Annotated in this window: 28 protein-coding genes; 15 read left to right on the top strand and 13 right to left on the bottom strand. The window is 59.4% G+C overall.

Annotated elements, in window-relative coordinates; translation table 11 throughout:
* Positions 1-22 precede the first annotated feature (22 nt).
* Together AGR13A_RS08455 and AGR13A_RS08450 are read right to left on the bottom strand one after the other, a co-directional pair.
* On the bottom strand, positions 23-952 hold the full coding sequence (locus tag AGR13A_RS08455; protein WP_080834718.1) for a methylenetetrahydrofolate reductase: 930 nt from the start codon (positions 950-952) through the stop codon (positions 23-25).
* A gap of 95 nt (positions 953-1,047) precedes the next feature.
* Entirely contained in the window at positions 1,048-1,824 is a 777-nt protein-coding gene (locus AGR13A_RS08450) for a formyl transferase (protein ID WP_080834716.1), read from the bottom strand.
* 178 nt (positions 1,825-2,002) lie between these two features.
* Between AGR13A_RS08450 and AGR13A_RS08445 the strand changes: the two genes are divergently transcribed.
* Together AGR13A_RS08445 and AGR13A_RS08440 are read left to right on the top strand one after the other, a co-directional pair.
* On the top strand, positions 2,003-2,164 hold the full coding sequence (locus tag AGR13A_RS08445; protein WP_004442283.1) for an entericidin A/B family lipoprotein: 162 nt from the start codon (positions 2,003-2,005) through the stop codon (positions 2,162-2,164).
* Positions 2,165-2,296: 132 nt separating this feature from the next.
* Positions 2,297-3,049, top strand: a complete 753-nt coding sequence (locus tag AGR13A_RS08440) for a phosphodiester glycosidase family protein (RefSeq protein WP_080834714.1) — start codon at positions 2,297-2,299, stop codon at positions 3,047-3,049.
* Positions 3,050-3,058: 9 nt separating this feature from the next.
* Here the strand turns inward: AGR13A_RS08440 and AGR13A_RS08435 are convergent, their stop codons facing one another.
* Positions 3,059-3,409, bottom strand: coding sequence for a hypothetical protein (locus AGR13A_RS08435; RefSeq protein ID WP_080834711.1), 351 nt, complete (start codon positions 3,407-3,409; stop codon positions 3,059-3,061).
* Between the two features lie 656 nt (positions 3,410-4,065).
* Here AGR13A_RS08435 and AGR13A_RS08430 point away from each other — a divergent pair.
* Both AGR13A_RS08430 and AGR13A_RS08425 read left to right on the top strand, forming a co-directional pair.
* Positions 4,066-5,469, top strand: coding sequence for an L-serine ammonia-lyase (locus tag AGR13A_RS08430; protein WP_080834709.1), 1,404 nt, complete (start codon positions 4,066-4,068; stop codon positions 5,467-5,469).
* Between the two features lie 65 nt (positions 5,470-5,534).
* Positions 5,535-5,972 (top strand): DUF1489 family protein, encoded by a 438-nt coding sequence (locus AGR13A_RS08425; RefSeq protein WP_080834707.1) that lies wholly within the window; start codon positions 5,535-5,537, stop codon positions 5,970-5,972.
* A gap of 94 nt (positions 5,973-6,066) precedes the next feature.
* Here AGR13A_RS08425 and AGR13A_RS08420 read toward each other — a convergent pair whose 3' ends face one another.
* From AGR13A_RS08420 to AGR13A_RS08410, 3 genes are all read right to left on the bottom strand, one after another.
* Positions 6,067-6,672 (bottom strand): transglutaminase-like cysteine peptidase, encoded by a 606-nt coding sequence (locus AGR13A_RS08420; protein WP_080834705.1) that lies wholly within the window; start codon positions 6,670-6,672, stop codon positions 6,067-6,069.
* Between the two features lie 789 nt (positions 6,673-7,461).
* Positions 7,462-8,079 (bottom strand): PilZ domain-containing protein, encoded by a 618-nt coding sequence (locus AGR13A_RS08415; RefSeq protein WP_035223003.1) that lies wholly within the window; start codon positions 8,077-8,079, stop codon positions 7,462-7,464.
* A 183-nt stretch (positions 8,080-8,262) separates the two neighbouring features.
* Complete coding sequence (locus AGR13A_RS08410) at positions 8,263-8,820, bottom strand: PAS domain-containing protein (RefSeq protein WP_080834703.1); 558 nt, start codon at positions 8,818-8,820, stop codon at positions 8,263-8,265.
* A 355-nt stretch (positions 8,821-9,175) separates the two neighbouring features.
* Here AGR13A_RS08410 and AGR13A_RS08405 point away from each other — a divergent pair, with 355 nt between their 5' ends.
* Both AGR13A_RS08405 and AGR13A_RS08400 read left to right on the top strand, forming a co-directional pair.
* Entirely contained in the window at positions 9,176-9,913 is a 738-nt protein-coding gene (locus AGR13A_RS08405) for a rhomboid family intramembrane serine protease (protein WP_003495565.1), read from the top strand.
* A gap of 156 nt (positions 9,914-10,069) precedes the next feature.
* On the top strand, positions 10,070-10,504 hold the full coding sequence (locus tag AGR13A_RS08400; RefSeq protein ID WP_035223011.1) for a CBS domain-containing protein: 435 nt from the start codon (positions 10,070-10,072) through the stop codon (positions 10,502-10,504).
* A gap of 171 nt (positions 10,505-10,675) precedes the next feature.
* Here AGR13A_RS08400 and AGR13A_RS08395 read toward each other — a convergent pair whose 3' ends face one another.
* The 3 genes from AGR13A_RS08395 to folE form a co-directional block, all read right to left on the bottom strand.
* The gene (locus AGR13A_RS08395) at positions 10,676-11,614 is read right to left on the bottom strand and encodes a patatin-like phospholipase family protein (protein WP_080834701.1); all 939 of its coding nucleotides are present in this window, start codon (positions 11,612-11,614) and stop codon (positions 10,676-10,678) included.
* Between the two features lie 94 nt (positions 11,615-11,708).
* Positions 11,709-12,161, bottom strand: a complete 453-nt coding sequence (gene hisI / locus AGR13A_RS08390) for a phosphoribosyl-AMP cyclohydrolase (protein ID WP_080834699.1) — start codon at positions 12,159-12,161, stop codon at positions 11,709-11,711.
* A gap of 26 nt (positions 12,162-12,187) precedes the next feature.
* Positions 12,188-12,814 (bottom strand): GTP cyclohydrolase I FolE, encoded by a 627-nt coding sequence (gene folE / locus AGR13A_RS08385; protein ID WP_003495569.1) that lies wholly within the window; start codon positions 12,812-12,814, stop codon positions 12,188-12,190.
* Positions 12,815-13,100: 286 nt separating this feature from the next.
* On the opposite strand from folE, the gene AGR13A_RS08380 reads away from it, so the two are divergent.
* From AGR13A_RS08380 to thrS, 4 genes are all read left to right on the top strand, one after another.
* Entirely contained in the window at positions 13,101-13,547 is a 447-nt protein-coding gene (locus AGR13A_RS08380) for an iron-sulfur cluster assembly scaffold protein (RefSeq protein WP_080836694.1), read from the top strand.
* A 3-nt stretch (positions 13,548-13,550) separates the two neighbouring features.
* Entirely contained in the window at positions 13,551-13,910 is a 360-nt protein-coding gene (gene yidD / locus AGR13A_RS08375) for a membrane protein insertion efficiency factor YidD (RefSeq protein ID WP_080834697.1), read from the top strand.
* A complete protein-coding gene (locus AGR13A_RS08370; RefSeq protein ID WP_080834695.1) occupies positions 13,907-14,428 on the top strand; it encodes a DUF1697 domain-containing protein in 522 nt (173 codons plus the stop codon). Before yidD ends, AGR13A_RS08370 begins: the two co-directional genes overlap by 4 nt.
* Positions 14,429-14,554: 126 nt before the next feature.
* Positions 14,555-16,558, top strand: coding sequence for a threonine--tRNA ligase (thrS, locus tag AGR13A_RS08365; RefSeq protein WP_035223022.1), 2,004 nt, complete (start codon positions 14,555-14,557; stop codon positions 16,556-16,558).
* Between the two features lie 241 nt (positions 16,559-16,799).
* Here the strand turns inward: thrS and AGR13A_RS08360 are convergent, their stop codons facing one another.
* Positions 16,800-17,792 (bottom strand): hypothetical protein, encoded by a 993-nt coding sequence (locus AGR13A_RS08360; RefSeq protein ID WP_035223025.1) that lies wholly within the window; start codon positions 17,790-17,792, stop codon positions 16,800-16,802.
* Positions 17,793-17,902: 110 nt separating this feature from the next.
* Here AGR13A_RS08360 and AGR13A_RS08355 point away from each other — a divergent pair, with 110 nt between their 5' ends.
* The 3 genes from AGR13A_RS08355 to AGR13A_RS08345 all read left to right on the top strand — a co-directional run bounded on the left by AGR13A_RS08355 (position 17,903) and on the right by AGR13A_RS08345 (position 20,362).
* Positions 17,903-18,484, top strand: coding sequence for a nitroreductase family protein (locus tag AGR13A_RS08355; RefSeq protein ID WP_080834691.1), 582 nt, complete (start codon positions 17,903-17,905; stop codon positions 18,482-18,484).
* Positions 18,484-19,101 (top strand): flavin reductase family protein, encoded by a 618-nt coding sequence (locus AGR13A_RS08350; protein ID WP_080834689.1) that lies wholly within the window; start codon positions 18,484-18,486, stop codon positions 19,099-19,101. Before AGR13A_RS08355 ends, AGR13A_RS08350 begins: the two co-directional genes overlap by 1 nt.
* Positions 19,102-19,207: 106 nt before the next feature.
* Entirely contained in the window at positions 19,208-20,362 is a 1,155-nt protein-coding gene (locus AGR13A_RS08345; RefSeq protein WP_080834687.1) for a DUF2336 domain-containing protein, read from the top strand.
* Between the two features lie 214 nt (positions 20,363-20,576).
* Here the strand turns inward: AGR13A_RS08345 and AGR13A_RS08335 are convergent, their stop codons facing one another.
* Positions 20,577-21,011, bottom strand: coding sequence for a hypothetical protein (locus tag AGR13A_RS08335; RefSeq protein ID WP_035223036.1), 435 nt, complete (start codon positions 21,009-21,011; stop codon positions 20,577-20,579).
* Between the two features lie 106 nt (positions 21,012-21,117).
* On the opposite strand from AGR13A_RS08335, the gene AGR13A_RS08330 reads away from it, so the two are divergent.
* Positions 21,118-21,573 (top strand): GNAT family N-acetyltransferase, encoded by a 456-nt coding sequence (locus AGR13A_RS08330; RefSeq protein WP_080834683.1) that lies wholly within the window; start codon positions 21,118-21,120, stop codon positions 21,571-21,573.
* A 201-nt stretch (positions 21,574-21,774) separates the two neighbouring features.
* On the opposite strand, the gene AGR13A_RS08325 is transcribed toward AGR13A_RS08330, so the two are convergent.
* Positions 21,775-23,013, bottom strand: a complete 1,239-nt coding sequence (locus AGR13A_RS08325; RefSeq protein ID WP_080834681.1) for an AI-2E family transporter — start codon at positions 23,011-23,013, stop codon at positions 21,775-21,777.
* A gap of 229 nt (positions 23,014-23,242) precedes the next feature.
* Between AGR13A_RS08325 and AGR13A_RS08320 the strand changes: the two genes are divergently transcribed.
* Complete coding sequence (locus AGR13A_RS08320) at positions 23,243-24,970, top strand: ABC transporter ATP-binding protein (protein WP_035223041.1); 1,728 nt, start codon at positions 23,243-23,245, stop codon at positions 24,968-24,970.
* A gap of 45 nt (positions 24,971-25,015) precedes the next feature.
* On the opposite strand, the gene AGR13A_RS08315 is transcribed toward AGR13A_RS08320, so the two are convergent.
* A complete protein-coding gene (locus AGR13A_RS08315; protein ID WP_080836690.1) occupies positions 25,016-25,243 on the bottom strand; it encodes a hypothetical protein in 228 nt (75 codons plus the stop codon).
* Positions 25,244-25,321 lie beyond the last annotated feature (78 nt).

The raw sequence follows: 25,321 nt of genomic DNA, 5'->3' as shown, positions 1-25,321 counted from the left end.
CCGTCGCGCCGCAGATAGCGTCCTAGACCGCAACCGAGCCCGGCGATGCCGAACGGCCCTCGTTTTTCTCTTCATTGGATTGCCAGCTTCCACGGCCGACCAGCCAGTCGGCCGAATTCTGCAGTCCGCCAAAGGGGAAAACGTGGATTTGCCGGATCGGTCCTGAGGGATTGGCCTGCCAGTGCCGTTCAATCGGTCCGACGATGCTTTCCGGCGAGTGGCCCTTCGCCAGCGTTGTCAGGGATAGCGCGTTTTTCTTCAGATAGGCGATGGAGTTGCCGACGCCGCAGAGAGCGGCATATTTCAATAGCGTTGTGATCTTCGCCGGGCCGGAAACGCCGATATGCACCGGTAGGTCTACGCCTGATGCCGCAAGCCCTTCCGCCCAGGCGATGAAGCGCGCGGGATCGAAGCCGAATTGCGTGACGATACGCATCGTCGCACCGGTTCTTTCGCCAAAATCGCGTTTCAGCCTGAGCGCGGCCATTGCCGTCTCCTCGCTGAAGTCGGGGCTGCCTTCGGGGTGGCCGGCGATGGCGATATGCTTTATGCCGCAGCGATCGAAGATGCCGGTCGAGAGCATGTCCATGCTGGATGCGAAGGGACCCGCCGGCCTGTCGACGCCGCCGCCGACCGCCAGCACATCCGACACACCCGCTTCGCCCGCAAGCCGCTTCACCTGTTCCTCAAAGTCCGCGCGGGAGGATATGCGCCGCGCGGCGAGATGCGGCACGGGATTGTAGCCGAGTTCACGAAGATGTCTGGCGGCATCCACGAGCCTGCCCTGCGAGGCCGCTCCCGTGTCGGTCAGGTAGACGCGCACCCCTTGCGGGAACAGGCCGGCAAGACTTGCCGGGCCAAGCACCTGTGCGGGCGAGGCCTCAATGGAAGCAGGGATAATGGAAGAGGTGGTGATATCGGGCAATTTGTGCATGGTCCTTTTTATTATCATGCACCGGTTTTTCACCCAAGTCTTTGCCTGTTGCGGCAAGACAGGCCTGCATCTGCGACGAAGCTTGGCCTCATATGGCCGGATAATGAGCCTGCCTACCAGACCCGCTTCGTCAGCCCGTTCCACAGCCATGTCCAGATAGGCGGCGGAAACCGCAGCACGGATTTTCCGGGCGAGGGCGGCTTTGGTGACAGGCTGCCGGAAAGGGCATCCTCAATGGCGCTGACGGCAATATCAACCGAACCGGCGGTCAAAAGCAGCGGGTAGGTGGCGATCGTGTCGGAAGGCGAGGGTTTCAGGCGTTTTTCATAGAGCGTCGCGCCGGTATCCACGCCCTTGTCGACCAGATGCACGGTCGCGCCAAAATTGCCCCGGTCCTTTTCCACCAGCGCCCAGTAACCGCCCATCTGGCCGCGATAGGCCGGATTGATGCCGGCATGGAAATTGATGACCGGGCATTGCAATGACCGGAGAGTGGCGGGTGATAAAAGACGACAGGAAATGGTGAAGATCGCGGCTGGCTGTAACGTGTTGGCGGCCCTGTGGCATTCCTCGTCGTTCAGTGAGGAAAACTGCGTGACGGGAACCGCATGATGGAGATCAGGAAGCAGCCCATGTTCGGCAATGATCTCCCGTGTTCTTTTGAGCGTGAAGCGTTTGCCAAGCCTCGAAGCGACCATGGTTGCCATCTGGCCTGCGGCAGCGATCCAGCCGAGCCGGCGCGCGCGCCGCTTGAGAATCGCCGATTTGCTTTCCGGCTGTTCCACGAAGACGTGGATGTCGGGGAAACGGGCGGCCAGCGCATTGATCATGACATTGGGGTTCAGGCCGCCTGCCGTCATTACCAGAAGCCGATTGTTGATATCAGTCATGTCACTCACACGATTTTTCCTCGGGCGCGAGTTTCCGTTACGAACTTGAAAACCATGTTAATTTTCATCGACGTGATTTTTTAAAACGCCGGTGGAACCGATTTTTGCGGCTCACGTTAATGTGACGCATATCACATTGGCGCTTGCTTTTGGACGCAAGTCATAGGGGAGTTTTCAAATGATCACACGTATTCTTTCGACCGTCTTCGTGGCTCTGTTGACCGTCGTGACCTTGAGTTCATGCGGCAATACCATTCGTGGCATGGGCCGGGATACGGCGAATGCCGTTGATGCGACGCAGGACGCCGGCCGCAGCGTCGACCGCGCCGCTCGCCGCTAAAAAACTCCCCCAGGAAGCATGGCGCCATCCGAACTCCGGCTGGCGCCTTTTCTTTGACCTGATTTCACGGTCACGATTCATGCTGTAAGAATCGCGCCAGCATGTGCGCGAAACGGCGTGAACGGACGATCGATGAAAAGACTGATGAGGTTTCTGCTGCCATTCTTGCTGCCGATTTCGGCGCAGGCAGGTGGACAGACGGATTTCTGCAGGATCATGGACCATGCGGGCGGCCGCTATACCGTCTGCAGTTTCGATCCGGAAAAAAGCACGATCCGGATTTATGACCGCGACCATGTCTCGGGTGAGGGATATCGGTCTTTTTCCGATCTTTCCTCCGCGCTCTGGCGGCAGCACATGTTCAGCATCTTCGCCATGAATGGCGGCATGTATCATTCGGACTATTCACCGGTCGGTCTCTTTATCGAAAATGGTGTCGAGACCTCGCCGATCAGCACGGGTGGCGGCTGGGGCAATTTTCATCTTCTGCCGAATGGCGTCTTTTATCTGAAGGGGACCACGGCGGGCGTTCTCGAAACGCAGGCCTATCTGGCGGCAGGTGTTAAGCCGGATTTCGCCACACAGTCCGGGCCGATGCTGGTGATAGACGGAAAGCTGCATCCACGATTTCTGCCCGACAGCGACAGCCTGAAACGCCGCAACGGCGTCGGCGTGTCCCGCGATGGCAGGGTGCATTTCGCGATTTCGGAAACGACCGTGCGGTTCTACGATTTCGCGACGCTGTTCCGCGACGTGCTGGATGCGCCGAACGCGCTCTATCTCGACGGCACGATTTCCAGCGTCGACATTCCCGCGATGAAAAGGCGGGATTCGCTGTTTCCCATGGGGCCGATCATCGCGGTCGTCGAGAAAGTGCCCGATTAAGCCGAAAAATCAGATCGGGGCCTTGGGATAGGCTTTTTCCAGGCCGCCCGACGCCGTCAGCCCCTGACGAAAGGAGAGGTAGGTCGGATGCTGGCTGGCCTTTGCGGCTTCCATCAGGCGGATCTGCAGGCGGGCCGGGGCGTTTCTGCCAAGCCATTCGCCTGCCGCCTCCAGCCTCAGGCTGTTAAGGAAGGGCGCATTGGCCTGCCTGTCGAGATAGAGACTGAGGCCGGCCAGCAGGTTTTCATCCTGCAAGGCGTTTTCCATCAACAGCAGCACCCAGGCCTTGTCCTCGCTCGCAAGCGAAGCCAGTTTCGATGCGACCGTTTCGCGATCGGGAAAGGATGATGCCTGCTGCATGAAATGATGTGTCCCGTTGCCGTTGTCTGTCGATAGAGCAGTGGTCGCAGGCTTTCAAGGCGCAACAGTCTGACCGCGGAAATTCGACTTTAACGTGCCGGTGGACGCGGTTTTCAACAGGCGTTTGTGCGAAACCTTCATAAACCGGTTACACTTTGGTTCAAATTGAGGCGATGGGTGAAAATGGCTTTGTCGACAGCCTGCCTCTAAGGCTTTGTTTTTTCTTATACCTATGCAATGGGCGAATGGCAGCCTGTCAAAAACGCCTTCATTTAGCCGCTTTTTGCATTTGCGTTCCCCGCCGGATTTTAATAAATGCTTCATCCACGGGCCGGGTCTTGAAGATCCCCCGGAGAGTGAATAGCTGGAGTAATCATGGAAGAAACCGCTCAGAAATCCTGCTGGGGCGTCACGTTGCGCGCACTTGCAGGCTTTGCCGCTTTTCTCGCATTGACGTACATTTTTGGCAGCCCATAAGCACTTCTCCTGAATTGACGGGTTTTGAAACGGCGCGGTTTTCCTCTGGAAACCGTGCTGTTTTCGTATGGGCGGCCGATATGTCGCAGCTGTGCAAACCGCTGACGCTCTTTTGTGGCGATCCGTCGCGGCTTTGGATATGATGGTGGCGGAATCCATTTTTATTCAGGACAAACCTCATGTTTCTTTCGGTCTTCGACGTCTTCAAGATCGGCATCGGTCCTTCCAGTTCGCATACGATGGGGCCAATGACGGCGGCGAACCGCTTTCTCGCCCTGATCCTCTCGGATGAGTGGCCGCGTCCGGCGGGTGCGTCCGTTTCGCGTCTGAAGGTCAGCCTGCATGGCTCTCTTGCCTTTACCGGCATTGGTCATGGCACCGGGCGCGCGGTCATTCTCGGTCTCACCGGCGAGCGGCCGGACCTTGTCGATCCCGATGCGATGGACGCTATTATCGAAAAGGTGGAAAAGGCCGGCACCGTGTCGCCGCCCGGCCATCCGTCCTATGAGTTCCGACCGGCTGAAGATCTGGTCTTCGACAAGAAGAACCCGCTGCCGGGCCATGCCAACGGCATGACCTTCTCCGCCTTCGACAATCAGGGCCGGTTGCTGATCAAGCGCATCTATTATTCCGTTGGCGGCGGTTTCGTCGTGACCGATACGGAACTGGAGGCGATCAAGCAGCGTGGCAAGACCATCGATAACGGTCCACGCGTGCCTTATCCTTTCGCCACCGCGCGGGAAATGCTGGATATGGCGGGTCGTTCAGGCCGAACCATCGCGCAGATGAAACGTGCGAACGAGGAAACGGTGGTTTCCCGCGAGGAGTTGAACGAACGTCTCGACCAGATCTGGGAAGCGATGAATGGCTGTATCGAGCGGGGCCTTAAGGTCGATGGCATCATGCCGGGCGGCCTGAAGGTGCGCCGCCGCGCGCGTTCCATCTATGAGAAGCTGAATGAGGAGTGGCGCAGCAACCGGATGAACCCGGTGCTGGCGAATGACTGGCTCAGTGTCTATGCCATGGCCGTGAATGAAGAAAACGCCGCCGGCGGCCGGGTGGTCACCGCGCCGACCAATGGTGCGGCAGGCGTCGTTCCGGCCACGGTCAGATATTTCCGGCATTTCCATGAGGATGCGACTGTTGACGACGTGCGGGACTTCCTGCTGACGGCTGCCGCAATCGGCGGTATCATCAAGCACAATGCTTCCATTTCAGGCGCTGAGGTGGGCTGTCAGGGCGAAGTCGGCTCGGCGGCGGCCATGGCGGCCGCGGGTCTTGCCGCGGTTATGGGCGGGTCGCCGGAACAGATCGAAAATGCCGCTGAAATTGCGCTGGAGCATCATCTCGGCATGACCTGCGATCCGATTGCCGGGCTGGTGCAGGTGCCCTGTATCGAGCGCAACGCGCTGGGTGCCGTGAAAGCGGTGACGGCGGCGTCGCTGGCGCTGAAGGGTGACGGCCAGCATTTCGTGCCGCTCGACGCCTGTATCGAAACCATGCGTCAGACCGGCAACGACATGAGCGAGAAATACAAGGAAACCTCCACCGGCGGCCTGGCCGTCAACGTTGTGGAGTGCTGAGCGGGCAGGGCGGCGGGCATTGTCCAGATGCTTGACGCCCGCCGCAAAAAGGCATTGATAGGGCCATGCCTCTACATCTGATAAAACTTTGCGTCGGCGCGGATTCACTCCAGGATTTGAGAGACTGGGTCGCGCATCGCTCGCTGACCGCGATTGCCGCCGGCCTTGAGCCGCATAGCGTGCACACGACCCGGATGATCCCCAAGAGAGTTGAGGAGCTGCTGGAAGGCGGCTCGCTCTATTGGGTCATCAAGGGGCAGGTGCAGGCGCGGCAGAAGCTTCTCGACCTCCGCTCCTTCAAGGGCGACGACGGTATTACCCGCTGCGATCTCATTCTCGGCCCAGAGGTGATCGAAACCTCGCCAGCGCCGAAGCGGCCGTTTCAGGGCTGGCGTTATCTCAAGGACGACGAGGCGCCGCGCGATCTCGGCGGCGGCGGTGCGGGCGGTGAGGATATGCCTTCCGATCTGCGCCGGGAGCTGGCCGAGCTTGGCCTGCTCTGACGCTCAGCGAATTGCATGAAAACGAAAAAGCCGGCTTCCTTGCGGAGCCGGCTTTTTCGTTTGGGGAGACGGTATTGCTGTCGTTTGAACAGCTTTAGTTGATGCCGCCGACGGCGTTGGTGGCGCGGCCATCTTGAATTTTCATCCAGCGGCCGGGATTGGCGGTGTCCTGGCGCTTCAGGTAGGTATATTCGGTCTCAGACCAGTTCATGACCTTGTTACGCATGTTGTCGAGGATGAAATCGCCGCGATCGGTGCGAACGGTGAGGACAGCATGGCCTTCGCCATTCGGCTGCAGAACCACCGTGATCAGCAGGTTGGAGGCGGAGAAGCCCTTGTTCATCAGCATCTTGCGCTTCAGAAGCACGAAGTCTTCGCAATCGCCGACCGTGGTCGGATAGGCCCAGCGTTCCTCAACGCCGTAGATTTCCATATCGGTCATCGGCGTGATCGTCGTGTTGACGGTGTAGTTGACGTCCAGCATCGTCTTCCAGCGCTCTTCGGTCAGCTTCATCGGACCGGTATCCAGCGAGGTCGGCTGGCATTCGCTCTGATAGGTCTGGCAGAATTCATAGTGGCCGATCGGCGGGTTGGCCTTGCCGATCACACGCATGACGGCGGCCGGCGATGCGCTTGCCTGGCTTGCGAAGGCGCTGACGATCAATGCGATCAGGACGAAAACGATACGGTTGTTGTTCATTGCTTGTCTCCCCGTGTTGAGAAGACATTCGCAGGTATATTTTGACCCGCCGGAAATTTAGGTGGGGCAATTTGAGCTTAAATTTCAGCAAATTAGCCGCTATTTTGAACTGTATTTGAGTGAGTTTTTATGCGTGTTCGAGATAAATTTTATTAGAATTTTACGCATCCCGCCCTTAGTCTTTTGGTAGCCATTTATTCCACTGTATTGACAGCGATTTTTTTGAGTTGGGCTGTTTTCACGGCCGCGTGAAGTCATCTGGTGGCGCAGCGCAGGGACATGGATTTCCCGTTTTGGGATGGCTGTTTCAGGTCGGGACAGCACGAAAAGTCAGCGAAAAAAACTTCGAAAAAACTGCTTTTTTCTTGGAAAAAGTTTTGGAACGGGCGTTTTCCTGAGGGTCCAAGTGCAGGAAACTGCCCGCAGTGGCGCTAGGTTACGCGCCGTGACCGGCCATGTGGCATCTGGGTTAAGCGGAATAGGCGGTGCAGGAAGTGCCGTTCAAAACTCAATCTCCGCCGCCGCCATTCCGGTTTTGCGGGAATCGCGTCGATGCGCGTCCGCGCGGTGGCATGTTTGTTCTGAACTAGGGACTTGAGCTTACTGGATCCGGCTCGAGGCCGTCATAACGGCAAGCAGTATTCTTGACCGGTTCTGGCGCGCACCAAAATGCTGCGCCCGCATCAAGCCTGCTTCACGTTCCATGGATTGAATTTGTCGGAGCATTTCTCACCCCCAGCTTTACGCATTCTGTGCGTAAAACTACTCCAAGACTTCCACTGGAAATGTCTAGAGAAACTCGATCAGGGCGTCGGGAGACTGGACGCGGTCGAACTCGACCGCCACGCCTTCCATGAAGTGACGTACGATCTTGCCGCTCATGGCCTTGCCGAGCTGGACGCGGCTGCCGAGCGGCGGCCGGTTTTCGATTTCGATTGCAGCGCCGGACAGGGAAAGGTCGATGAGCCGGCAGGTGACAAGCACGCCGTCTTCCAGAACCAGCTGGGCCTTGGCATTGCGCGGCGTCAGGCGGTCGTGGCGGCGGTCTTCCGGCAGGCCAAGCAATTGGCGCTTGGCGATCCATGCCAGCTGGGCGGCAAGCTTTTCACGCTTGCGCTCTGGCGCATTGATGGCGATGACAAAGCCGGAGGCGGTGAGCGATGTCACCGTTCCTTCGATGCGGCCGATGTGCTGGAGATAGGCGATGACGCGGTCGCCGTTGCGGGCGATGCCGGAGCAGCTGAACTGTGCTTTCTCGGCGGTCATCTCGGTCGCTGTGCAATCATATTCCTGATGGTCGGGCAACATGAGACGGCCGCTGAACGACACGCGAACGGCGTCGTCGAGGGGCGCCTCTTCAACGGGACGCAGAATTTGGGCGGTGTTGGCCGAGCGAGATGAAAACATGGACAGCGCAATTGTGACGGATAATGATCACAAATCTCTACCTTGCCCGGGTTAACAGACTGTATTGTTTGATCTCTACAATTTTTCCAAATGGCAATAATCGTTACACATATGACGTTTTTTACGCGAAATTCCGGGATGGCTGCGTGCCATCTGCCCGCACCGGGGCAGGTGGATCAGTCTTCAACAGTTTCCCGTGCGCGGTGTGACGGCCGCTCCCGCATTCGCCGCATAATTTGCTGAGGCGATGTCCAGGTGCAGCAGGCGGCTGCCCTTCATAACAAGGCAATTGACGGGCGCGTCGAATTCGTGACGCGGCCGTTCCGGAAGCAGCGCTCCGAGCAACCGCGGGGCCGTGCCTTCGTCGGTGCGCAGCGGCAACAGCAGCATCTCGAATGCCAGCGGTGCCGCGCCATGATTATCCTCAACCTCCACGTCGAACACGACGGGTAACCGATGCTGCAGGATGCCACGCGCGACGCGGCAGGGGAAAACGGCTTTTTCCGCCGACCACAGTTCCGAAAACGGACGATCCCGCAATTCCCGGCCGAACAGATCGCAAAGACGTGTACCGGCCAGGCGGAAGAATGGCGAGTGTTCTCCCTTGTCCGTCAGGATGAAGAGATCGCCCAGATGATGTTTGAGCCTTGCGGGATCTATGTCTTCGCGACGGGGCGCGGGCTTGTTGCCGCGTAACTCGTCCCAATAATTGTATATGTCCAGTCCGCCCATGCTTTTCATAGCATCGTTCTCCATGTTCGTTTTTGGGACATCATGTCCTTTCGAACGTCTGTATGGAGAGGTGTAGCGAATTTCGTGCCAGTCGATTTTGTTAAGGTTAACAAATGGTTGAGATTGCGCGATAACAAGAGCCGTGGCATCGGTGCAGCCATGTCGGGGTAACGTCCGTCAGCACAATTGATGGCTCCGCCCGAGACTTTCAGGGCGCTGTCTCAAGCCGGACTGTTCTTGATCCCGGCGCTTGGACCGATAGGGTTTTCGCGTCAGGTGCATCAAAGGCGGGACGGCTTTTTTTTCGTCCGGGCTTCCTATATTGCTCGGAGACGTAAATTTCTAAAAAGACAGGGATGGTATCATGTCCTATGGCGACGGCGAGCAGCCGCCGGTTTCGGAAACGCCGGAACCGAAAGACGACACGAACAATCCCGTCTTCAACCTGCCGCCGTTTCTGGTCGGTCTATTGGCTGCATTGCTCCTGGCCTATGTGCTTCCGGCCTATTTTCTGTCGGAGGATGGCACCGCCTGGTATATTTTCACCTTCGGCTTCATTCCGCTGCGTTATGCCATGTCTTTTTCCCAGCAGGGAATGGAATGGCTCTGGACGCCGGTCACCTATTCTTTTCTGCATGGCGGCATCGAACATATTCTCTTTAACGGATTGTGGCTGATGGCCTTCGGCGCGCCGGTTCTGCGCCGGATCGGCACACTCCGATTCGTGTTGTTGTGGTGCATTTCCGCCGCCGTTTCGGCCTTTGGCCATGCGGCGCTGAACTGGGGCGACGTCACGGTCCTGATCGGCGCGTCAGGTGTGGTCTCGGCGCTGATGGGGGCCGCCTGCCGTTTCGCTTTCCCCGCTCGCGGCGGCTACAGCGCTTCTTTCGGGCATCTGATGCCCCGGCAGAGCATTCTGGCGGCGCTTTCGAACAGAACCGTGCTCGTCTTCACCCTGATGTGGCTTTTCGGCAATGTGCTGATTGCGGTCGGGGTTCCGCTGTTCGGCGATGTCGGCGGTGCAATCGCCTGGGATGCGCATATTTTCGGCTTCCTGCTTGGGTTTCTTTTCTTCGGCCTGTTCGATCGTCCGCTGCGCTAAAGCGATCACGCTCCTTGACGGCCGTGGCGCAAATTTGCTTGCGCGCGTCCCATCCGGGATTGCATTCACGCGGGCCTCAGCGCACCATGTTCCATGATTTGCAACCGTCGGGGGAGACTGCGGCGCGTTGCGGATTGCTGAAAAGAGGAGGAAGGCATGGCAACATTCGTAAAAGATCTTCTCGACCGCAAGGGCCGGGATGTCGTGACTGTCGGTCCGGGCGTGACCATCGGCGAAGCGGCGGGAACGCTGCATGCGCACAAGATCGGCGCTCTCGTCGTGACCGATGCCGACGGTGTCGTTCTCGGCATTTTCACGGAACGCGATCTGGTGAAAGCCGTGGCAGGCCAGGGCGCCGCTTCCCTCCAGCAACTGGTCTCGGCGGCCATGACCAGGAACGTCATCCGCTGTCATCACAACTCCACCACCGACGAGTTGATGGAGATCATGACAGGCGGACGCTTCCGCCATATTCCGGTCGAGGAAAATGGCCGTCTTGCCGGCATCATCTCCATCGGTGACGTGGTGAAGGCGCGGATCGGCGAGATCGAGTTGGAGGCCGAACATATCAAGGCCTATATCGCCGGCTGAGGTTTCGCGCCTTGGCTAGCGGTAGTTCCAGCGGGGCATTCCGTAAGGTTTTGACCGAGTGCCCCGACACGCTCCTTCCTGTGACGAGCACAGGCAGGAGGGCGCGGGAGCGCGCGTTTTCTCTCTAGCTCGAAATGCTCGGCGCTAAAATCTAACCCTACGCGTCCTGCATCAGCGGCGGAACGCCTGTTGCATGCGCTCCAGTTCAGGAATGCGGGCGCGCGTTTCCTCATATCCCCTGTCGATGGCTTCGCTGGCGCGGTGGAATTCCGACAGGCCGATATCGTTGATGCGGGGGTGCAGCATGAGGTCGGGCGGATCGCCCGCCAGACGCGAGCGCGAAATCCGGTCCTGAATGATGTTGAAAGCCTGTACCATCACACCCGGCAGGCCGGGGCGCGGGGGGCTTTCCACGGGGGCAGCGCCGCCGCCGGCTGATGAAGCCGCATGTTTGACCACGGCGGAGCGGCCGAACAGATCATAATTGAGGTTGACGGCGACGACGAGCGCCTGCTCATAGGCCCGGCAGACCGAAACCGGTACGGGATTGACCAGTGCGCCATCGATCAGCGTACGGCCATTGCATTGCACTGGCTCAAAAATTCCCGGCAGTGCATAGGATGAGCGCAGCGCCGTGACGAGATCGCCCTGATGGATCCAGACCTCGTGGCCCGTGCGCAATTCCGTCGCGACGGCGATGAAGGGATGATCGAGGTTTTCGACACGCAGGCCTTCCAGATGCTCCTGCATGCGCTTGGTCAGCCGCATGCCGCCGAAGAGGCCGCCGCCGCCGATTGTGAGGTCGAGAAGGCCGGCAATGCGGCGCATCGTCAGCGAGCGGGCGAATTCCTCCAGCTCATCGAGCTTGCCGGCGAGATAACAACCGCCCACCAGCGCTCCGATCGAGGTTCCGGCAATCATGCCGATCTTCACCCCGGCCTCGTCCAGTGCCCGCAAGACGCCGATATGGGCCCAGCCGCGTGCTGCGCCGCCGCCGAGCGCCAGCGCGATGCGGCGTGTGTCGACAATCTCGGTGACGGGCGGCTCGTTGCCGATGTTTTCGGGATTTCCAACCGCAAGAGGATTGTGACGATTACCCCATCCCAACATGACCGCACTCCCTGCCAGTTCGACGGACTCCGCCCTTATCCCCGGAGCCCGCTATATTGGTAGCAAATTGGTGCGGCCGATGGAAGATCGAGCTTCACTTGTCCGAATAGACGCTGGCCGGGTCGAAATGGCGGGTATCGTCGGTGATTCTGGTGACGGCATTGCCGTCGGCCAACTCGACCGTGCGGTAGAAGCACGAGCGGCGACCGGTATGGCAGGTGGCATCATGACCGGCGACGCAGACCTTCAGCCAGACGGCGTCCTGATCGCAATCGGTGCGGAACTCCTTCACCGTCTGCAGATTGCCTGATGTTTCGCCCTTCTTCCAGATCCTGTCGCGCGAGCGGCTGTAATAGTGGGCAATGCCGGTCTCCAGCGTCAGAGCCAAGGCTTCCGCATTCATATGGGCGACCATCAGCAATTCGCCGTCATGCGCATCCGTGACCACGGCGGTGACGAGGCCGTTGGCATCGAATCGCGGTGAAAAAAGGCCTGCGTTTTCGAGCACTTCCTTGTCCGCAGGCGCGGACGGAAACGATATGGACATTGCTACCCCGGAGGAAAAGCGGAACCTTAGCGGTTCCGCACCATGGTCATGAAGCGCACCTGCTCGGCCGGATCGTTCTTGAACGTGCCGGTGAAGCTGGTGGTGAGGGTCGTGGACCCCTGCTTGTTTACGCCGCGCATGGACATGCACATATGTTCGGCGTCGATCATGACGGCCACGCCGCGCGGTTTCAGCGTTTCCTCGATGGATCTCGCAATCTGCGCGGTCATGTTTTCCTGCGTCTGCAGGCGGCGGCCGAAGATTTCGACGACGCGGGCGATCTTCGACAGGCCGAGCACGCGTCCGGCCGGAAGATAGGCGACATGCGCCTTGCCGACGATCGGCACCATATGGTGTTCGCAATGGGAGAAGAAGGGGATGTCGCGCACCAGCACCACATCATCATAACCGCCGACTTCCTCGAAGGTCGTGCCGAGCACGTCCTGAACGTTCAGCTCATAACCGGCGAAGAGTTCGCGGTAGGCCTTGGCGACGCGCTTGGGCGTATCCAGGAGACCTTCGCGGGCGGGGTTTTCTCCTGCCCAGCGCAGAAGAACGCGTACTGCTTCTTCCGCTTCCGCCTGGCTTGGGCGAGCCTCGGCCACATCGGGTTTTGCGCCAGCGCCGGGGAAATTCTTCACGATCGCATCCATTCCGTCTCTCCCGATGCGGGTCAAGGCCGCACCTGAACTTCGTTTTTTTAAAAGCGGACTTCTGTCCGCTGTTGCTGCTATCTGGTTGTTTTACAGCATTTTGGCAAGACCGATGCTGATATTTCGGTATCAGAGCCGTTAATTTCATCGCAGCTTGATGTCCAGAAAGCTCGTTAGCATATAATGAGAATGAAGGGCAGGAAAGCTTCACCGCGAGAAACGCTGTGTTTGAAAAATTTGACCTGTCCTGTTTTTGGGCATTCTTGAGCGCGCCGGACACCTGACGATGGACGATATCTACAATAATCGCATTCTGGAATTTGCCGGGAATATTCCGCTGATCGGTGTTCTTGAGGATGCCGATGCCAGCGCCGAGAAACACTCGCGGCTGTGCGGCTCGAAACTCAAGGTCTATCTGAAGCTCGAAGGCGGCATCGTCACGGCATTTTCGCATGAGGTTCGCGCCTGCGCATTGGGGCAGGCCTCCGCCTCCATCATGGCGCATCATATCGTCGGTGCTTCCAGTGCAGAGCTTCGGCAGGCGCGCGAAGACATGCTTGCCATGCTGAAACAGGACGGCGAGGGGCCGACGGGGCGTTTTGTGGATATGCGCGTGCTTTCACCGGTACGGGACTTCAAGGCCCGCCACGCCTCGACCATGCTGACTTTCGAAGCGGTGATCGATGCGCTCGACCAGATCGAGAGCCGGCCGGTTCTGAACGCTGCGGGTTAGGCGATGTGCGGCGAACCGGGCTGCCGGCATAATGAGACGGCGGTAAAGGCCGGGCGATCCCGCAACTGGGGCGGCGCCTTTGCCAAAACGCCGGGGCGGCTTCTGGGCGTCGGTTTCATCCGGCTTTATCAGCTGACGCTTTCCGGCTTCATCGGAAACTCCTGCCGCCACATCCCCACCTGTTCCGAATATGGTTATGAGGCCATTGCCCGTCACGGGCTTTGGGCGGGGGGATGGATGACGCTGTTTCGCGTCGCGCGCTGCGGACCGGGCGGCACCAGCGGGCTTGACCCGGTGCCGGAAACGCTCGGCGGCAACAGGCGCTGGTGGGCGCCCTGGCGTTACTGGAAGCTGCGCCGATGACCTATGTGGCTCTGCTGCACAGTATCGTGCTTGGTGCGGGCAGGCGGCTCCTCATGGCCGATCTGCGTGAAATGGCGCAGGAGCTCGGCTTTGGCGATTGCAGAACGCTGGTCGCGACTGGAAATCTTGTCTTTCACGCGCAGGCTGCTCCTGTTTACGACATCGAGGACAGGCTTGAACGCGCCTTCGAGAAACGGTTCGGCAAACACGTCGATATTCTCGTTCGTTCAGCCCCTGACTGGCTGAGATTGACCGCCGAGAACCCGTTTACTGACGGTCATCCACCGGACGTCTGCGTGCGGGTGATGCGGGAACCACTCGGCAGCGACGTTCTCGGATTTCTGGAGACATATCGCCGGGATGAAAAGATCACCCTTGTCGGCGGCGACCTCTGGATCGATTTTGGCGGCAAGCCAAGCGAAAGCCGGCTTTTATCGGTATTGACCACCAAGAGGCTTGGGGTCGGGACGACCCGCAACGTCAATACCGTCAACGGACTCGCTGAAATGCTCCGGTGAAACGCCGTTCACCTTTGACTGGAACGGCAAAATTCTTTATCAGCCTGCCTGCCCATTACTAGTCGGGCGATTATTATTCCAACACCACCCGCATTCGTTGGCGGGACTGGACAGGAGAGTTAGACAATGTCTGAAGCTGTTTCCCTTACATTTCCCGATGGATCCGTGCGCAGCTACCCCGCCGGTACGACCGGCCGCGAGGTCGCCGAATCCATTTCCAAATCGCTTGCCAAGAAGGCTGTCGCCATTGCGCTTGACGGCACCGTGCGCGATTTGTCCGAGACCATCACCGATGGCAAAATCGAGATCGTCACGCGTGAAGACGGGCGTGCGCTGGAGCTCATCCGCCACGATGCCGCCCACGTCATGGCCGAAGCCGTGCAGGAACTGTGGCCCGGCACGCAGGTGACGATTGGCCCTGTGATCGAGAACGGCTTTTATTACGACTTTGCCAAGAACGAACCTTTCACGCCGGAAGATCTGCCGAAGATCGAAAAGCGCATGAAGGAAATCATTCTGCGCAACAAGCCGTTCACCCGCGAGGTCTGGTCGCGCGAAAAGGCCAAGGAAGTGTTCGCCGCCAAGGGCGAGAACTACAAGGTCGAGCTGGTCGACGCCATTCCGGCAGGTCAGGACCTGAAGATCTATTACCAGGGCGACTGGTTCGATCTTTGCCGTGGCCCGCATATGGCCTCCACGGGGCAGATCGGTACGGCCTTCAAGCTGATGAAGGTGGCCGGCGCCTATTGGCGCGGTGACAGCAACAATGCGATGCTGTCGCGCATCTACGGCACCGCCTGGGCGACGCAGGAAGAGCTGGACAATTATCTGCACGTGCTGGCCGAAGCCGAAAAGCGCGACCACCGCCGCCTCGGCCGCGAAATGGACCTGTTCCATTTCCAGGAAGAAGGCCCGGGCGTCGTGTTCTGGCACGGCAAGGGCTGGCGGATGTTCCAGACGCTGACGGCCTATATGCGCCGCCGGCTCGCCAATACCTATCAGGAAGTCAATGCACCGCAGGTGCTGGACAAGTCGCTGTGGGAAACCTCCGGTCACTGGGGCTGGTATCAGGAAAACATGTTCGCGGTGAAATCCGCCCATGCCTTCACCCATCCCGATGACGAGGAAGCTGATCAGCGCGTCTTCGCATTGAAGCCGATGAACTGCCCGGGTCACGTGCAGATCTTCAAGCATGGCTTGAAGTCTTACCGCGAAATGCCCGTCCGCCTTGCGGAATTCGGCACCGTGCATCGTTACGAGGCTTCCGGCGCGCTGCACGGCCTGATGCGCGTTCGCGGTTTCACGCAGGACGATGCGCATGTCTTCTGCACCGAAGAGCAGATGGCGGCGGAATGCCTGCGCATCAACGATCTCATCCTGTCCGTATATGAGGATTTCGGTTTCAGCGAAGTCGTCGTCAAGCTCTCCACGCGTCCGGAAAAGCGCGTCGGTTCCGACGATCTCTGGGATCGCGCCGAAAGCGTGATGATGGATGTTCTGAAGACCATCGAGGAGCAGTCCGAAGGTCGCATCAAGACCGGCATCCTGCCGGGCGAGGGTGCGTTCTACGGGCCGAAGTTCGAATATACGCTGAAGGACGCCATCGGCCGTGAATGGCAATGCGGCACGACGCAGGTGGACTTCAACCTGCCGGAACGTTTCGGCGCCTTCTATATCGACCAGAACTCCGAAAAGACGCAGCCGGTGATGATCCATCGCGCCATCTGCGGCTCCATGGAGCGCTTCCTCGGCATTCTCATCGAGAACTTTGCCGGCCATATGCCGCTGTGGTTTGCGCCGCTTCAGGTCGTGGTCGCGACGATCACCTCGGATGCGGATGATTACGGACGCGAGGTTGCCGAAGCGCTGCGCGAGGCCGGCATGGCGGTCGAGACCGATTTCCGCAACGAGAAGATCAACTACAAGATCCGCGAGCATTCGGTGACCAAGGTTCCGGTCATCATCGTCTGCGGCCGCAAGGAAGCGGAAGAGCGCACCGTCAACATCCGCCGCCTCGGTTCGCAGAACCAGACGCCGATGTCGCTCGAAGATGCGATTACGAGCCTTGTGGACGAGGCGACGCCGCCGGATGTGAAGCGCAAGCTTGCGGCGAAGAAGCAGGTTGCTTGAGAAATGACGACGGCCCCTTCGGGGGCCGTTTTGTTTGTGGGGATGTGCTGGCAGAAGGCGGGGCATCCGCACTCCGTCACCCCGGACTAGATCCGGGGTCCAGTGCGATCAAGTCCTTGATCGCGAAAGACTCGTTTCTCACCGCGCAGACGCGCCGTGGCTGGATGCCGGATCAAGTCCGGCATGACGGAGGAAAGGTTTTTGGGGCATACCGCTGGCCTCGAGATTAGTTCAATCGAACCTACTCGAAATCCCCGGTCATATCTTCCGGCGCCTGGTCCTTCATCAGCACTTCCACATCCGAATCCCGGCCGGACGTGACCTTGAAGTTGCGCTGGAAAACCTTGTCCTTGTTGCGGGCGATGGCGGTATATTCACCTTCCGCCAGAACCATGGTCGAAAAGGCGCTGACGCTTTCGTTGACCACGTCGCCGCCGCCGTTCAGCACCGACCAGGCCGTATCGGCAATGGCCTCGCCGCCTTCTTCGGAGACGAGCTTGAGGGTGATCTGGGCGGCCTGATGCTGGAGCGTTGCTTCCGTCAGCTTGCCGGCTTCCACCTGGATATCGGCGCGCACCACCGCATTGACGTTGCCATATTCGGAAACCACGTGGTACGTGCCGGCATTGAGGCGGACGATGGTGTTGGGCTTGATATCGGACATGACGAGGCCGCGCTCGCCATCCGGGCGGGCGTCCGACGAATAGACGGAGAATTTCAGCTGGGTGCCGGAGATCTGCTTGTCGGAACCTGCGACCGCGTTCAGCACGAAACCGCCGGCATCGAGAATCAGCACCTGTTTCTGAACGTTGCCTGATGTTGGAATATTGAGTTTCTTGGTAACGCCGGCGCGGCCGAAGGCGACGTTGACGAAATATTCTCCGGGCACCAGATTAAAATGTGCCGAGCCGCCCTCGGAGCTTGCCAGCATCGGCAATTTGCCGTCAGCACCCGGGATGGGGCTGAAAACGCGCCAGGACAGGCCTTCCTTCACCGCTTCGCCTTCGCTCGTCAGCTTGGCTTCCATGGCGATGTCGCGGGCGGTGCTTGTCGGGGCATTGGGCGCAGTCGGGGCGGTGAAAGCATTGAGTTTCGGCATTTTCGGCGTGCCGCCAAGCTGCTTGAAGTCTTTAAACGCGTCCTGCGAAAAAGCTGCCTGTGATAAAATGCCGATCGCGGCGAACGCAATGGCCAGACGTGTCGCGAATTTGGCCACGAATTTGATTGCCGACATTTTCGATACCGATTGACTTCTTGATTTTCCCGGATCACTTCAAAACCAATGCCGTGGCTATTTCAAGGCCCATAATTTCGCGATGACAGCAGAATGGAAGATTTTTGATCATGACAAGCGATATCAAGCTCCTCGACTATCTCAAGGTGCGCCGTTCCACGCCCGCTTTGCAACTTTCCGAGCCGGGTCCTTCGAAAGCCGACATCGAGGAAATCCTGCGCCTTGCCGTGCGCGTTCCGGATCACGGCAAGCTGGCGCCCTGGCGTTTCGTCGTTTACCGCGGTGAAGATCGTGTGCGTCTTGGTGAAGCCGCGCTCCGGATCGCGCTCGAGAAGAACCCGGAGCTGGACCTCCAGCAGCAGGATGCAGAGCGCACCCGCTTCACCCGCGCGCCTGTCGTCATCGCCGTCATCAGCACCGCCAAGCCACATTTCAAAATCCCGGAGTGGGAGCAGGTCATGTCCGCCGGCGCCGTCTGCCTCAATCTCATCTTCTCGGCCAATGCCAATGGTTATGCGGCAAACTGGCTGACGGAATGGCTTGCCTTCGACCAGGCCTTCCTCTCGGAACTGGGCGTTGCCGCGGACGAGAAGGTGGCGGGCTATATCCATATCGGCTCGACGACATTCCCGCCGGTGGAACGGCCACGGCCGGAGCTTGCCGACGTGGTGACCTGGGTTGGGGACGTCTGATGTTCTACACCACCGATACCAACCAGCACGGTCTGCCGCACGATCCTTTCAAGGCGATCGTTGCGCCGCGGCCGATCGGCTGGATCGGCTCGAAGGGGAGGGACGGTTCTCTCAACCTCTCGCCCTATTCCTTCTTCAATGCGATTTCCGACCGGCCGAAGCTCGTTATGTTTTCCTCCAGCGGGCGTAAGGACAGTCTGCGCAATGTGGAGGAGACCGGCGTTTTCACCGCCAACCTCGTCAGCCGCCACCTGGTCGACGGGATGAATGCGTCTTCAGCGCCCGTCGCCTATGATGTCGATGAATTCGCCCTTGCGGGTCTGACCGCCGTTGACGGTCGGGTCGTGGATGCACCTTTCGTGGGCGAGGCGCTGGCCGTGCTGGAATGCCGGGTGACGCAGATACAGCAGCTCATGGACATCGATGGCAATCCGGCGGATTCGTGGATGGTCATCGGACAGGTCATGGCGATCCATATCGATGAGACGATCATTCGCGACGGCCGTATCGATATGGGGCTGGCACGTCCCGTGGCGCGCATGGGCTATATGGATTATTGCGACGGCGGCAGCGATGTATTCCAGCTGCGGCGGCCTTCTACTGCGCCATCAATATAGTTCTTCGCCGGCAACGGTTAAATTTTATGGTGAACCAAACGTAAACCATTTGCGCCTAGAGTTTTATACATGGTGGCGGCGATGATGCCGTTACTCATTGTTGCGAATGTGTTTCGAGGCTCAGGTGATCGTACAGGCATTTCTTCGCTGGTCTGAAAAGGCTGGATCGACCGAGCGGGCGAAAGCCGCCAATGCTCTCGGTCGCGCCTATCTGCATTCCGACATGGCGCGGGAGAACCGCGATGCCGCCTATATGGCGATGACCTATCTTCTCGACGATCCTTCGCCGCGTGTCAGGCTGGCGCTTGCCGAGGCGCTGGCGGATGACCTTGATGCTCCCCGCGCCATTCTCGTTTCGCTTGCCGAAGACCAGCCGGAAATCGCCTGCACGGTGATTGCCCGTTCGCCCGTTCTCGGAGAGGCCGATCTGGTCGATCTTGCCGGGCGCGGCGAAAGTGTTACCCGTGCCCTCATCGCGGCAAGGCCGGCCCTGCCGCGCGGGGTCTGCGCAGCACTTGCCGAAGTCGGCGATTTGCCGGAAACGATCATTCTTCTCGAGAACGACGATGCCTTCATCACGCCGTTTTCCCTGCGGCGCATTGCCGAGCGCCATGGTTCGGATGCCGATATTCGCGATCTTCTGCTTCGCCGCGAGGCGCTGCCGGCCGATGCGCGTCACCTTCTGATGGGCCGCGTCAGCGAGGCTCTGGCGGGTTCAGCACTGGTTCATGGCCTGATTGCGCAAAGTCGCGCCGACAGCATTTTCCGCGAAGCGGAGGATTGCGCCACCATCCTTATTGCCGGCAGCGTTTCGTCGCCTGAATTGCCCGCGCTGGTGGAGCATCTGCGGCAGAGGCTGGAATTGACGCCGGCGCTTCTCATCCACGCTGTCTGTTCGGGCAAGCTGGAATTCTTCACGGCGGCGATGGTCAATCTCTCGGGCCTCGACGACCGTAAGGTACGCGCCATTCTTGCCACCGGACGGCCACATGCGCTGAAGGCGCTGTTCAAATCCGTCGGTCTTCTTGGTGATGTCATCGATGTCTTCACGGAAGCGACGCTGATGTGGCGCCGCGCCGCGCGCTCGCATCTTTCAGAGGCGGCGGCCTCCGTATCGGCCGAGTTGCTGGCGCATTTCCGTAACGCCAATGGTTCCGAAACGCTTTTCGAACTGCTGCACGCCGTGCGCAAGCTCGCCATTGCCGAGGAGCGGCAGAAGGCGCGGTATTATGCGGAAGCGCTGACGGTCGAGGCGGCCTGAGGTCTGGTCATTTCCGGCGAGATCGGAATCCACTGAACGCCGCGATGTTTTCGAACCAGCGCATCCACACCTACCTCATTCCTGTGCCTGTCACAGGAATCCAGCCAGCCCAAGTCCTTGGGCTGAAAAGGCTCTTCCCGCCGCACAGACGTGCGTCGACTGGATTCCTGTGACAGGCACAGGAATGAGGGAGGGTTCATTTCCCGGAATTACTTCACTTCTCGAACCGCTTGGCGATCCAAGAATAGCTGTCTTCCACCATTCTGACCGGCGTTCCGAGCAGGTGCTTCACGCCTTCGGTGGAGGGCAGGATGCGGCTGACGCGACTGATCGCCTGCTTTGTCAGGCTCTCTTCTTCCTTCTGCGTCACCTGTTCCGTCGCGTGCTGCGTCCCGGCCGGTGCTGCGGCGGCCGGAGGCTGGGTGCCAGGGGTGTTGCCCGCCGTCTGGGGCGTCTCTTCGCCGGGTGTCTGGCACACCGCCACGACGACCGGATATGACGCATTGGCGTAACGCTCCAGCTCCTTCTCGGAAACGGCGTCGCAGAGTTCGATGCTCGTCCAGCGCTGCTGCGATGTGGCGATGTAATGGCAATCGGTGGCGCTATCGTCGCAGCCTAGAAAGGTCATGAGGACGAGGGCTGTTTTCATGATGTGTGTTGCCTCTGTCAGGAATTATGCTCTAGAAACTCATCTATCGGGATTGCAGTGACATTACGACGAAATACGCATTTTTATAGAGAAAGCAGGCATCGCATTGGCCACGGAAATCAAGCTTGAAACGCCCCGGCAGGAAGCGGTTCTGCGCCTCATCGATCTTTCTAACGCCTATATGGCATCGCTTTATCCCGCCGAGAGCAATCACCTTGTCGATATCGGCCAGCTGGAAAAGGACAATGTCTCCTTTTTCGTCGTGCGGCATGATGGCAGCGTGGTCGGCTGCGGTGCGCTGGTGGAAGCCGGCGACGGCACGGCGGAGGTCAAGCGCATGTTCGTCGATCCCGAAGCGCGGGGATTGCGGATCGGCAAGCTGATCATGGATACGCTTGTTGCGCGTGGCGTCGAACTAGGGCTTTCCGTCATCCGGCTCGAAACCGGCATCAGCCAGCCGGAAGCGATCGGTCTTTATCGCAAGGCGGGGTTTGTGGAGATCGAAGCCTTCGCGCCCTACAGGCCTGATCCGCTCAGCCTGTTCATGGAGAAGGCGCTTTAAGCCTGCTGCGCGCGTTTGCCGGCAGGCCGCGCCGCACACTCGACGTCATCCTCGGCCTGGTGCCGAGGATCCAACCACCTAGCGTGAAATCAATCGGTCGCAGATGCTCGGGGCAGGCCCGAGCATGACGGAGGCGGGGTTCGGGGATTTTTCCCTAGCTGAGCCGCGTTAGAGCAAGCCCTTCACTGCAGGCATCAGCAATCAGAAAGCGGCTTTCCGAAATGCCGTTGTTTCCTCGTTATCGTCTTCTAGCGCAGTGACCTCATCAACGGGATCGTCCTGCGTGGGCGGTGAGGGCGGAAGCTCGGCGCTGACGGCGCCCGAGAGTTCCACTTCGCGCACCCATTCGCGCCAGATCGCTACCAGAAGCGCCATCAGCACAGGGCCGATAAAGAGACCGAGGAAGCCCATGGTCTTGACGCCGCCAACGAGGCCGAAAAAGGTCGGCAGGAAGGGCAGTTTGATCGGGCCGCCGACCAGCTTGGGGCGGATAGTCTTGTCGACGATGAAAAGCTCGACCGAGCCCCAGACGAACAGCGCCAGCCCGTAGGCCGGGGAACCGCTGGCGACCAGATAGATCGAGACCAGCGTAAAGGAGAGCGGCGCGCCGCCCGGAATGAGGGCCATGACGCCGGTGAGAACACCGAGCGTGACGGGCGAGGGCACGCCGGCGATCCAGTAGGCGATGCCGAGGATGATGCCTTCACCGATGGCGATCAGCGTCATGCCCGTAACGGTGGAGCTGATGGTGGCGGGCACGACGCGGGAGATGCGTTCCCACCGTGTCGGCAGGATGCGTTCGCCCACAAGGTCGACCTGGCGGGTGAAGCCGGCGCCGTTGCGGTAGACGAAGAACAGCGCGATCAGCATGAACAGCAGCGTCAGCACGAGGTGGAAAGCGCCATTGCCGGCGGCAAGGATCGCCCGGTAGATATTGCCGATATTGGCGCCGCTGACGAGCTGGATGACTTCGCCGATGGCGCCCGGCGTGCCGATATATTTCACCCATTGCTCGCCGAACCAGGGGCCGACGCCGGGAAGTGCGGCGATCCAGTCCGGTACGGGAGCGCCCGTCTTGTTGACATGAACGGCCCAGCCGAACCATTCGCGAATTTCGCTGGCCGTGTAGGAGGCGGCGATGAAAATCGGCACGACGAGGAAGGCGAGGATGAGGATGATGGCGATGGTGGCGCCAAGTGTGGTGTTGCCGCCCACCTGCCGCAACAGCCGTGTATAGACCGGCCAGCTGGCAAAACCGATGACGAGGGCGGCGAGAACGGGGACGAGAAAGCCGTGGAAGAAATAAATGCCGGCAAGGGCGACGAGAACGAGCAGCCAGCGCGCAGCCGAGATGGGCGGGATCAGGGCGATCCGCGTCGGGCTGGCGGGACCAAGCCATCTCGGTTCGCCACTGGGCTTACGGCTGTCAATATTACTCACGGCAGGCTCTTTCTCGCATTCTCCCCGAAGGGTGCATTCACTCTGTCACACCGATACATATAAGTGCAATATAATCGGATCACATTACCGTTGTGTGTTTATTGCCTAGCCTATTGAACGATTTTGGTAAAAATAGAACATCGGTCTTGGCTCGCGCATTGAAATATGACAATTGAACTCCGTTTTTCTTGCGGCGTAAGGTTGCCGCGTCCGATCTCCAGGTCATGCCATGCTCCGCCGTTTCTTTTCCTATTACCGTCCCTATCGCGGTCTGTTCATTCTCGATTTCTCCTGCGCGGTTTTGTCGGGCGTGCTCGAACTCGGCTTTCCCATGGCGGTGAAGGCCTTTGTCGACGTGCTGCTGCCGGGCGGTGAATGGGCGATCATCCTTGCAGCGTCGGTGGGTCTTCTCGTCATTTACGTGCTGAATACCGGGCTGATGGCGACCGTCACCTATTGGGGACATATGCTCGGCATCAATATCGAGACCGACATGCGGCGTCTGGCCTTCGATCATCTGCAGAAGCTTTCCTTCCGTTATTTCGACAATCAGAAGACCGGCCATCTTGTCGGGCGGCTGACGAAGGATCTGGAGGAGATCGGCGAGGTGGCCCATCACGGCCCTGAGGATCTGTTCATCGCCATCATGACCTTCATCGGCGCTTTCCTTTTGATGCTGTCGGTCAATGTCCAGCTGGCGTTCATCACTGCCGCCGTCGTACCCGTCACCGCCTGGGTGACCAGTCGTTACGGCGGCCGAATGACGCAGAATTTTCGCGCACTCTACGGTCGTGTCGGCGACTTCAACGCCCGTATCGAGGAAAATGTCGGCGGCATGCGGGTGGTGCAGGCCTTCGCCAATGAGGACCACGAGCGCGCGCTGTTCGAGAAGGACAACCAGAAATACCGCCGCACCAAGCTCGACGCCTACAAGATCATGGCCGCCAGCACCTCGCTCAGCTATATGAGCATGCGCCTGACGCAGATGATCGTGATGATCTGCGGCGCCTGGTTTGTGCTGACGGGCAGCCTGACCGAAGGCGGCTTTGTCGGCTTCCTGCTGCTGGTGGGCGTGTTTTTCCGGCCGGTGGAAAAGATCAATTCGGTCATCGAGACCTATCCCAAGGGCATTGCCGGTTTCCGCCGCTTCACCGAGCTGCTGGACACGGCGCCTGATATCGTTGATGCGCCGGATGCGGTGGAAGCGCCGCTGCTGCGCGGCGATATTGAATATCGTCATGTCGGTTTCGGTTATGCCGAGGGCAAGACCGTTCTTACCAATATCGACCTGAAGATCAGCGCCGGCGAGACGGTGGCCTTCGTTGGCCCTTCGGGGGCGGGCAAGACAACGCTCTGTTCGCTTCTGCCGCGCTTTTACGACGTCACCAGCGGCGCTATCACCATTGACGGCGTCGATATCCGCAGGATGAAGCTTACGTCGCTGCGTAACCAGATCGGCATCGTGCAGCAGGATGTCTTCCTGTTCGGCGGCACGATTCGCGAGAATATCGAATATGGCCGGCTCGGTGCATCGGATGAGGAAATCATGGATGCGGCACGGCGCGCGCGTCTCGATGGCGTCATCGAGGCGATGCCGCTCGGGCTCGACACCGTTATCGGCGAGCGCGGCGTCAAGCTGTCCGGCGGCCAGAAACAGCGTCTTGCCATTGCCCGCATGTTCCTCAAGAACCCGCCGATCCTCATTCTCGATGAGGCGACGTCGGCGCTCGATACCGAGACCGAACGGGCCATCCAGCAATCGCTGACGGAGCTTGCCAAAGGCCGCACCACGCTCGTCATCGCCCACCGGCTGGCGACGATCCGCGATGCCTCGCGCATCGTGGTGGTGGACCAGACCGGCATTGCCGAAACCGGCGCCCATGCCGAGCTTCTGGCCGCGAAGGGCCATTACAGCCGCCTGCATGAGGCGCAGTTCAGCGCGCATCTTCCTGCCTGAGTCCACGGCGCCTGCTGCCGGAGGCTTTGTGCCGCTAGCGCTGCTTTAGGCCCCGTTTTCCGTAGCCTGCTCCTCGACGATGCCGGGGTTCGGCTCCGGTTTGCCGGGATGGCTGGTTACGAGATAACCCATGGCGACCGTGGCGGCGACGATGAACAGCAGTACCATGCCGCTGATCGTCATCAGCCAGTCACGCGGTCTTCGATGCGCCATGATATATTTCGGCCATTGGCTCGGATGATGCACCACACTGAATTTATCGCCGTATCGCATGAGCTTCCCCGGAATATCGTTGCTTCGTGAAAGATCAACGCAGGCGCGCAAGCCGCTGTTCCGCAATGACGGGGCAGG

Origin of the sequence: Agrobacterium genomosp. 13 str. CFBP 6927 (assembly GCA_900012615.1) — a bacterium.
GTDB lineage: Bacteria > Pseudomonadota > Alphaproteobacteria > Rhizobiales > Rhizobiaceae > Agrobacterium.
Note: the sequence above shows the minus strand (reverse complement) of the source record. Positions and strands in the feature narration are given on the sequence as shown.

Coding starts and splice junctions, on each gene's coding strand:
- AGR13A_RS08400 (WP_035223011.1), top strand. CDS start 10,070: ATGGCAACATTCGTAAAAGATCTTCTCGACCGCAAGGGCCGGGATGTC.
- AGR13A_RS08430 (WP_080834709.1), top strand. CDS start 4,066: ATGTTTCTTTCGGTCTTCGACGTCTTCAAGATCGGCATCGGTCCTTCC.
- AGR13A_RS08345 (WP_080834687.1), top strand. CDS start 19,208: ATGTGTTTCGAGGCTCAGGTGATCGTACAGGCATTTCTTCGCTGGTCT.
- AGR13A_RS08425 (WP_080834707.1), top strand. CDS start 5,535: ATGCCTCTACATCTGATAAAACTTTGCGTCGGCGCGGATTCACTCCAG.
- AGR13A_RS08415 (WP_035223003.1), bottom strand. CDS start 8,079: ATGTTTTCATCTCGCTCGGCCAACACCGCCCAAATTCTGCGTCCCGTT.
- thrS (WP_035223022.1), top strand. CDS start 14,555: ATGTCTGAAGCTGTTTCCCTTACATTTCCCGATGGATCCGTGCGCAGC.
- AGR13A_RS08335 (WP_035223036.1), bottom strand. CDS start 21,011: ATGAAAACAGCCCTCGTCCTCATGACCTTTCTAGGCTGCGACGATAGC.
- AGR13A_RS08320 (WP_035223041.1), top strand. CDS start 23,243: ATGCTCCGCCGTTTCTTTTCCTATTACCGTCCCTATCGCGGTCTGTTC.
- AGR13A_RS08450 (WP_080834716.1), bottom strand. CDS start 1,824: ATGACTGATATCAACAATCGGCTTCTGGTAATGACGGCAGGCGGCCTG.
- AGR13A_RS08405 (WP_003495565.1), top strand. CDS start 9,176: ATGTCCTATGGCGACGGCGAGCAGCCGCCGGTTTCGGAAACGCCGGAA.
- AGR13A_RS08350 (WP_080834689.1), top strand. CDS start 18,484: ATGTTCTACACCACCGATACCAACCAGCACGGTCTGCCGCACGATCCT.
- AGR13A_RS08445 (WP_004442283.1), top strand. CDS start 2,003: ATGATCACACGTATTCTTTCGACCGTCTTCGTGGCTCTGTTGACCGTC.
- yidD (WP_080834697.1), top strand. CDS start 13,551: ATGTGCGGCGAACCGGGCTGCCGGCATAATGAGACGGCGGTAAAGGCC.
- AGR13A_RS08435 (WP_080834711.1), bottom strand. CDS start 3,409: ATGCAGCAGGCATCATCCTTTCCCGATCGCGAAACGGTCGCATCGAAA.
- AGR13A_RS08370 (WP_080834695.1), top strand. CDS start 13,907: ATGACCTATGTGGCTCTGCTGCACAGTATCGTGCTTGGTGCGGGCAGG.
- AGR13A_RS08380 (WP_080836694.1), top strand. CDS start 13,101: ATGGACGATATCTACAATAATCGCATTCTGGAATTTGCCGGGAATATT.
- AGR13A_RS08360 (WP_035223025.1), bottom strand. CDS start 17,792: ATGTCGGCAATCAAATTCGTGGCCAAATTCGCGACACGTCTGGCCATT.
- folE (WP_003495569.1), bottom strand. CDS start 12,814: ATGGATGCGATCGTGAAGAATTTCCCCGGCGCTGGCGCAAAACCCGAT.
- AGR13A_RS08355 (WP_080834691.1), top strand. CDS start 17,903: ATGACAAGCGATATCAAGCTCCTCGACTATCTCAAGGTGCGCCGTTCC.
- AGR13A_RS08410 (WP_080834703.1), bottom strand. CDS start 8,820: ATGAAAAGCATGGGCGGACTGGACATATACAATTATTGGGACGAGTTA.
- AGR13A_RS08420 (WP_080834705.1), bottom strand. CDS start 6,672: ATGAACAACAACCGTATCGTTTTCGTCCTGATCGCATTGATCGTCAGC.
- hisI (WP_080834699.1), bottom strand. CDS start 12,161: ATGTCCATATCGTTTCCGTCCGCGCCTGCGGACAAGGAAGTGCTCGAA.
- AGR13A_RS08395 (WP_080834701.1), bottom strand. CDS start 11,614: ATGTTGGGATGGGGTAATCGTCACAATCCTCTTGCGGTTGGAAATCCC.
- AGR13A_RS08440 (WP_080834714.1), top strand. CDS start 2,297: ATGAAAAGACTGATGAGGTTTCTGCTGCCATTCTTGCTGCCGATTTCG.
- AGR13A_RS08455 (WP_080834718.1), bottom strand. CDS start 952: ATGATAATAAAAAGGACCATGCACAAATTGCCCGATATCACCACCTCT.
- AGR13A_RS08315 (WP_080836690.1), bottom strand. CDS start 25,243: ATGCGATACGGCGATAAATTCAGTGTGGTGCATCATCCGAGCCAATGG.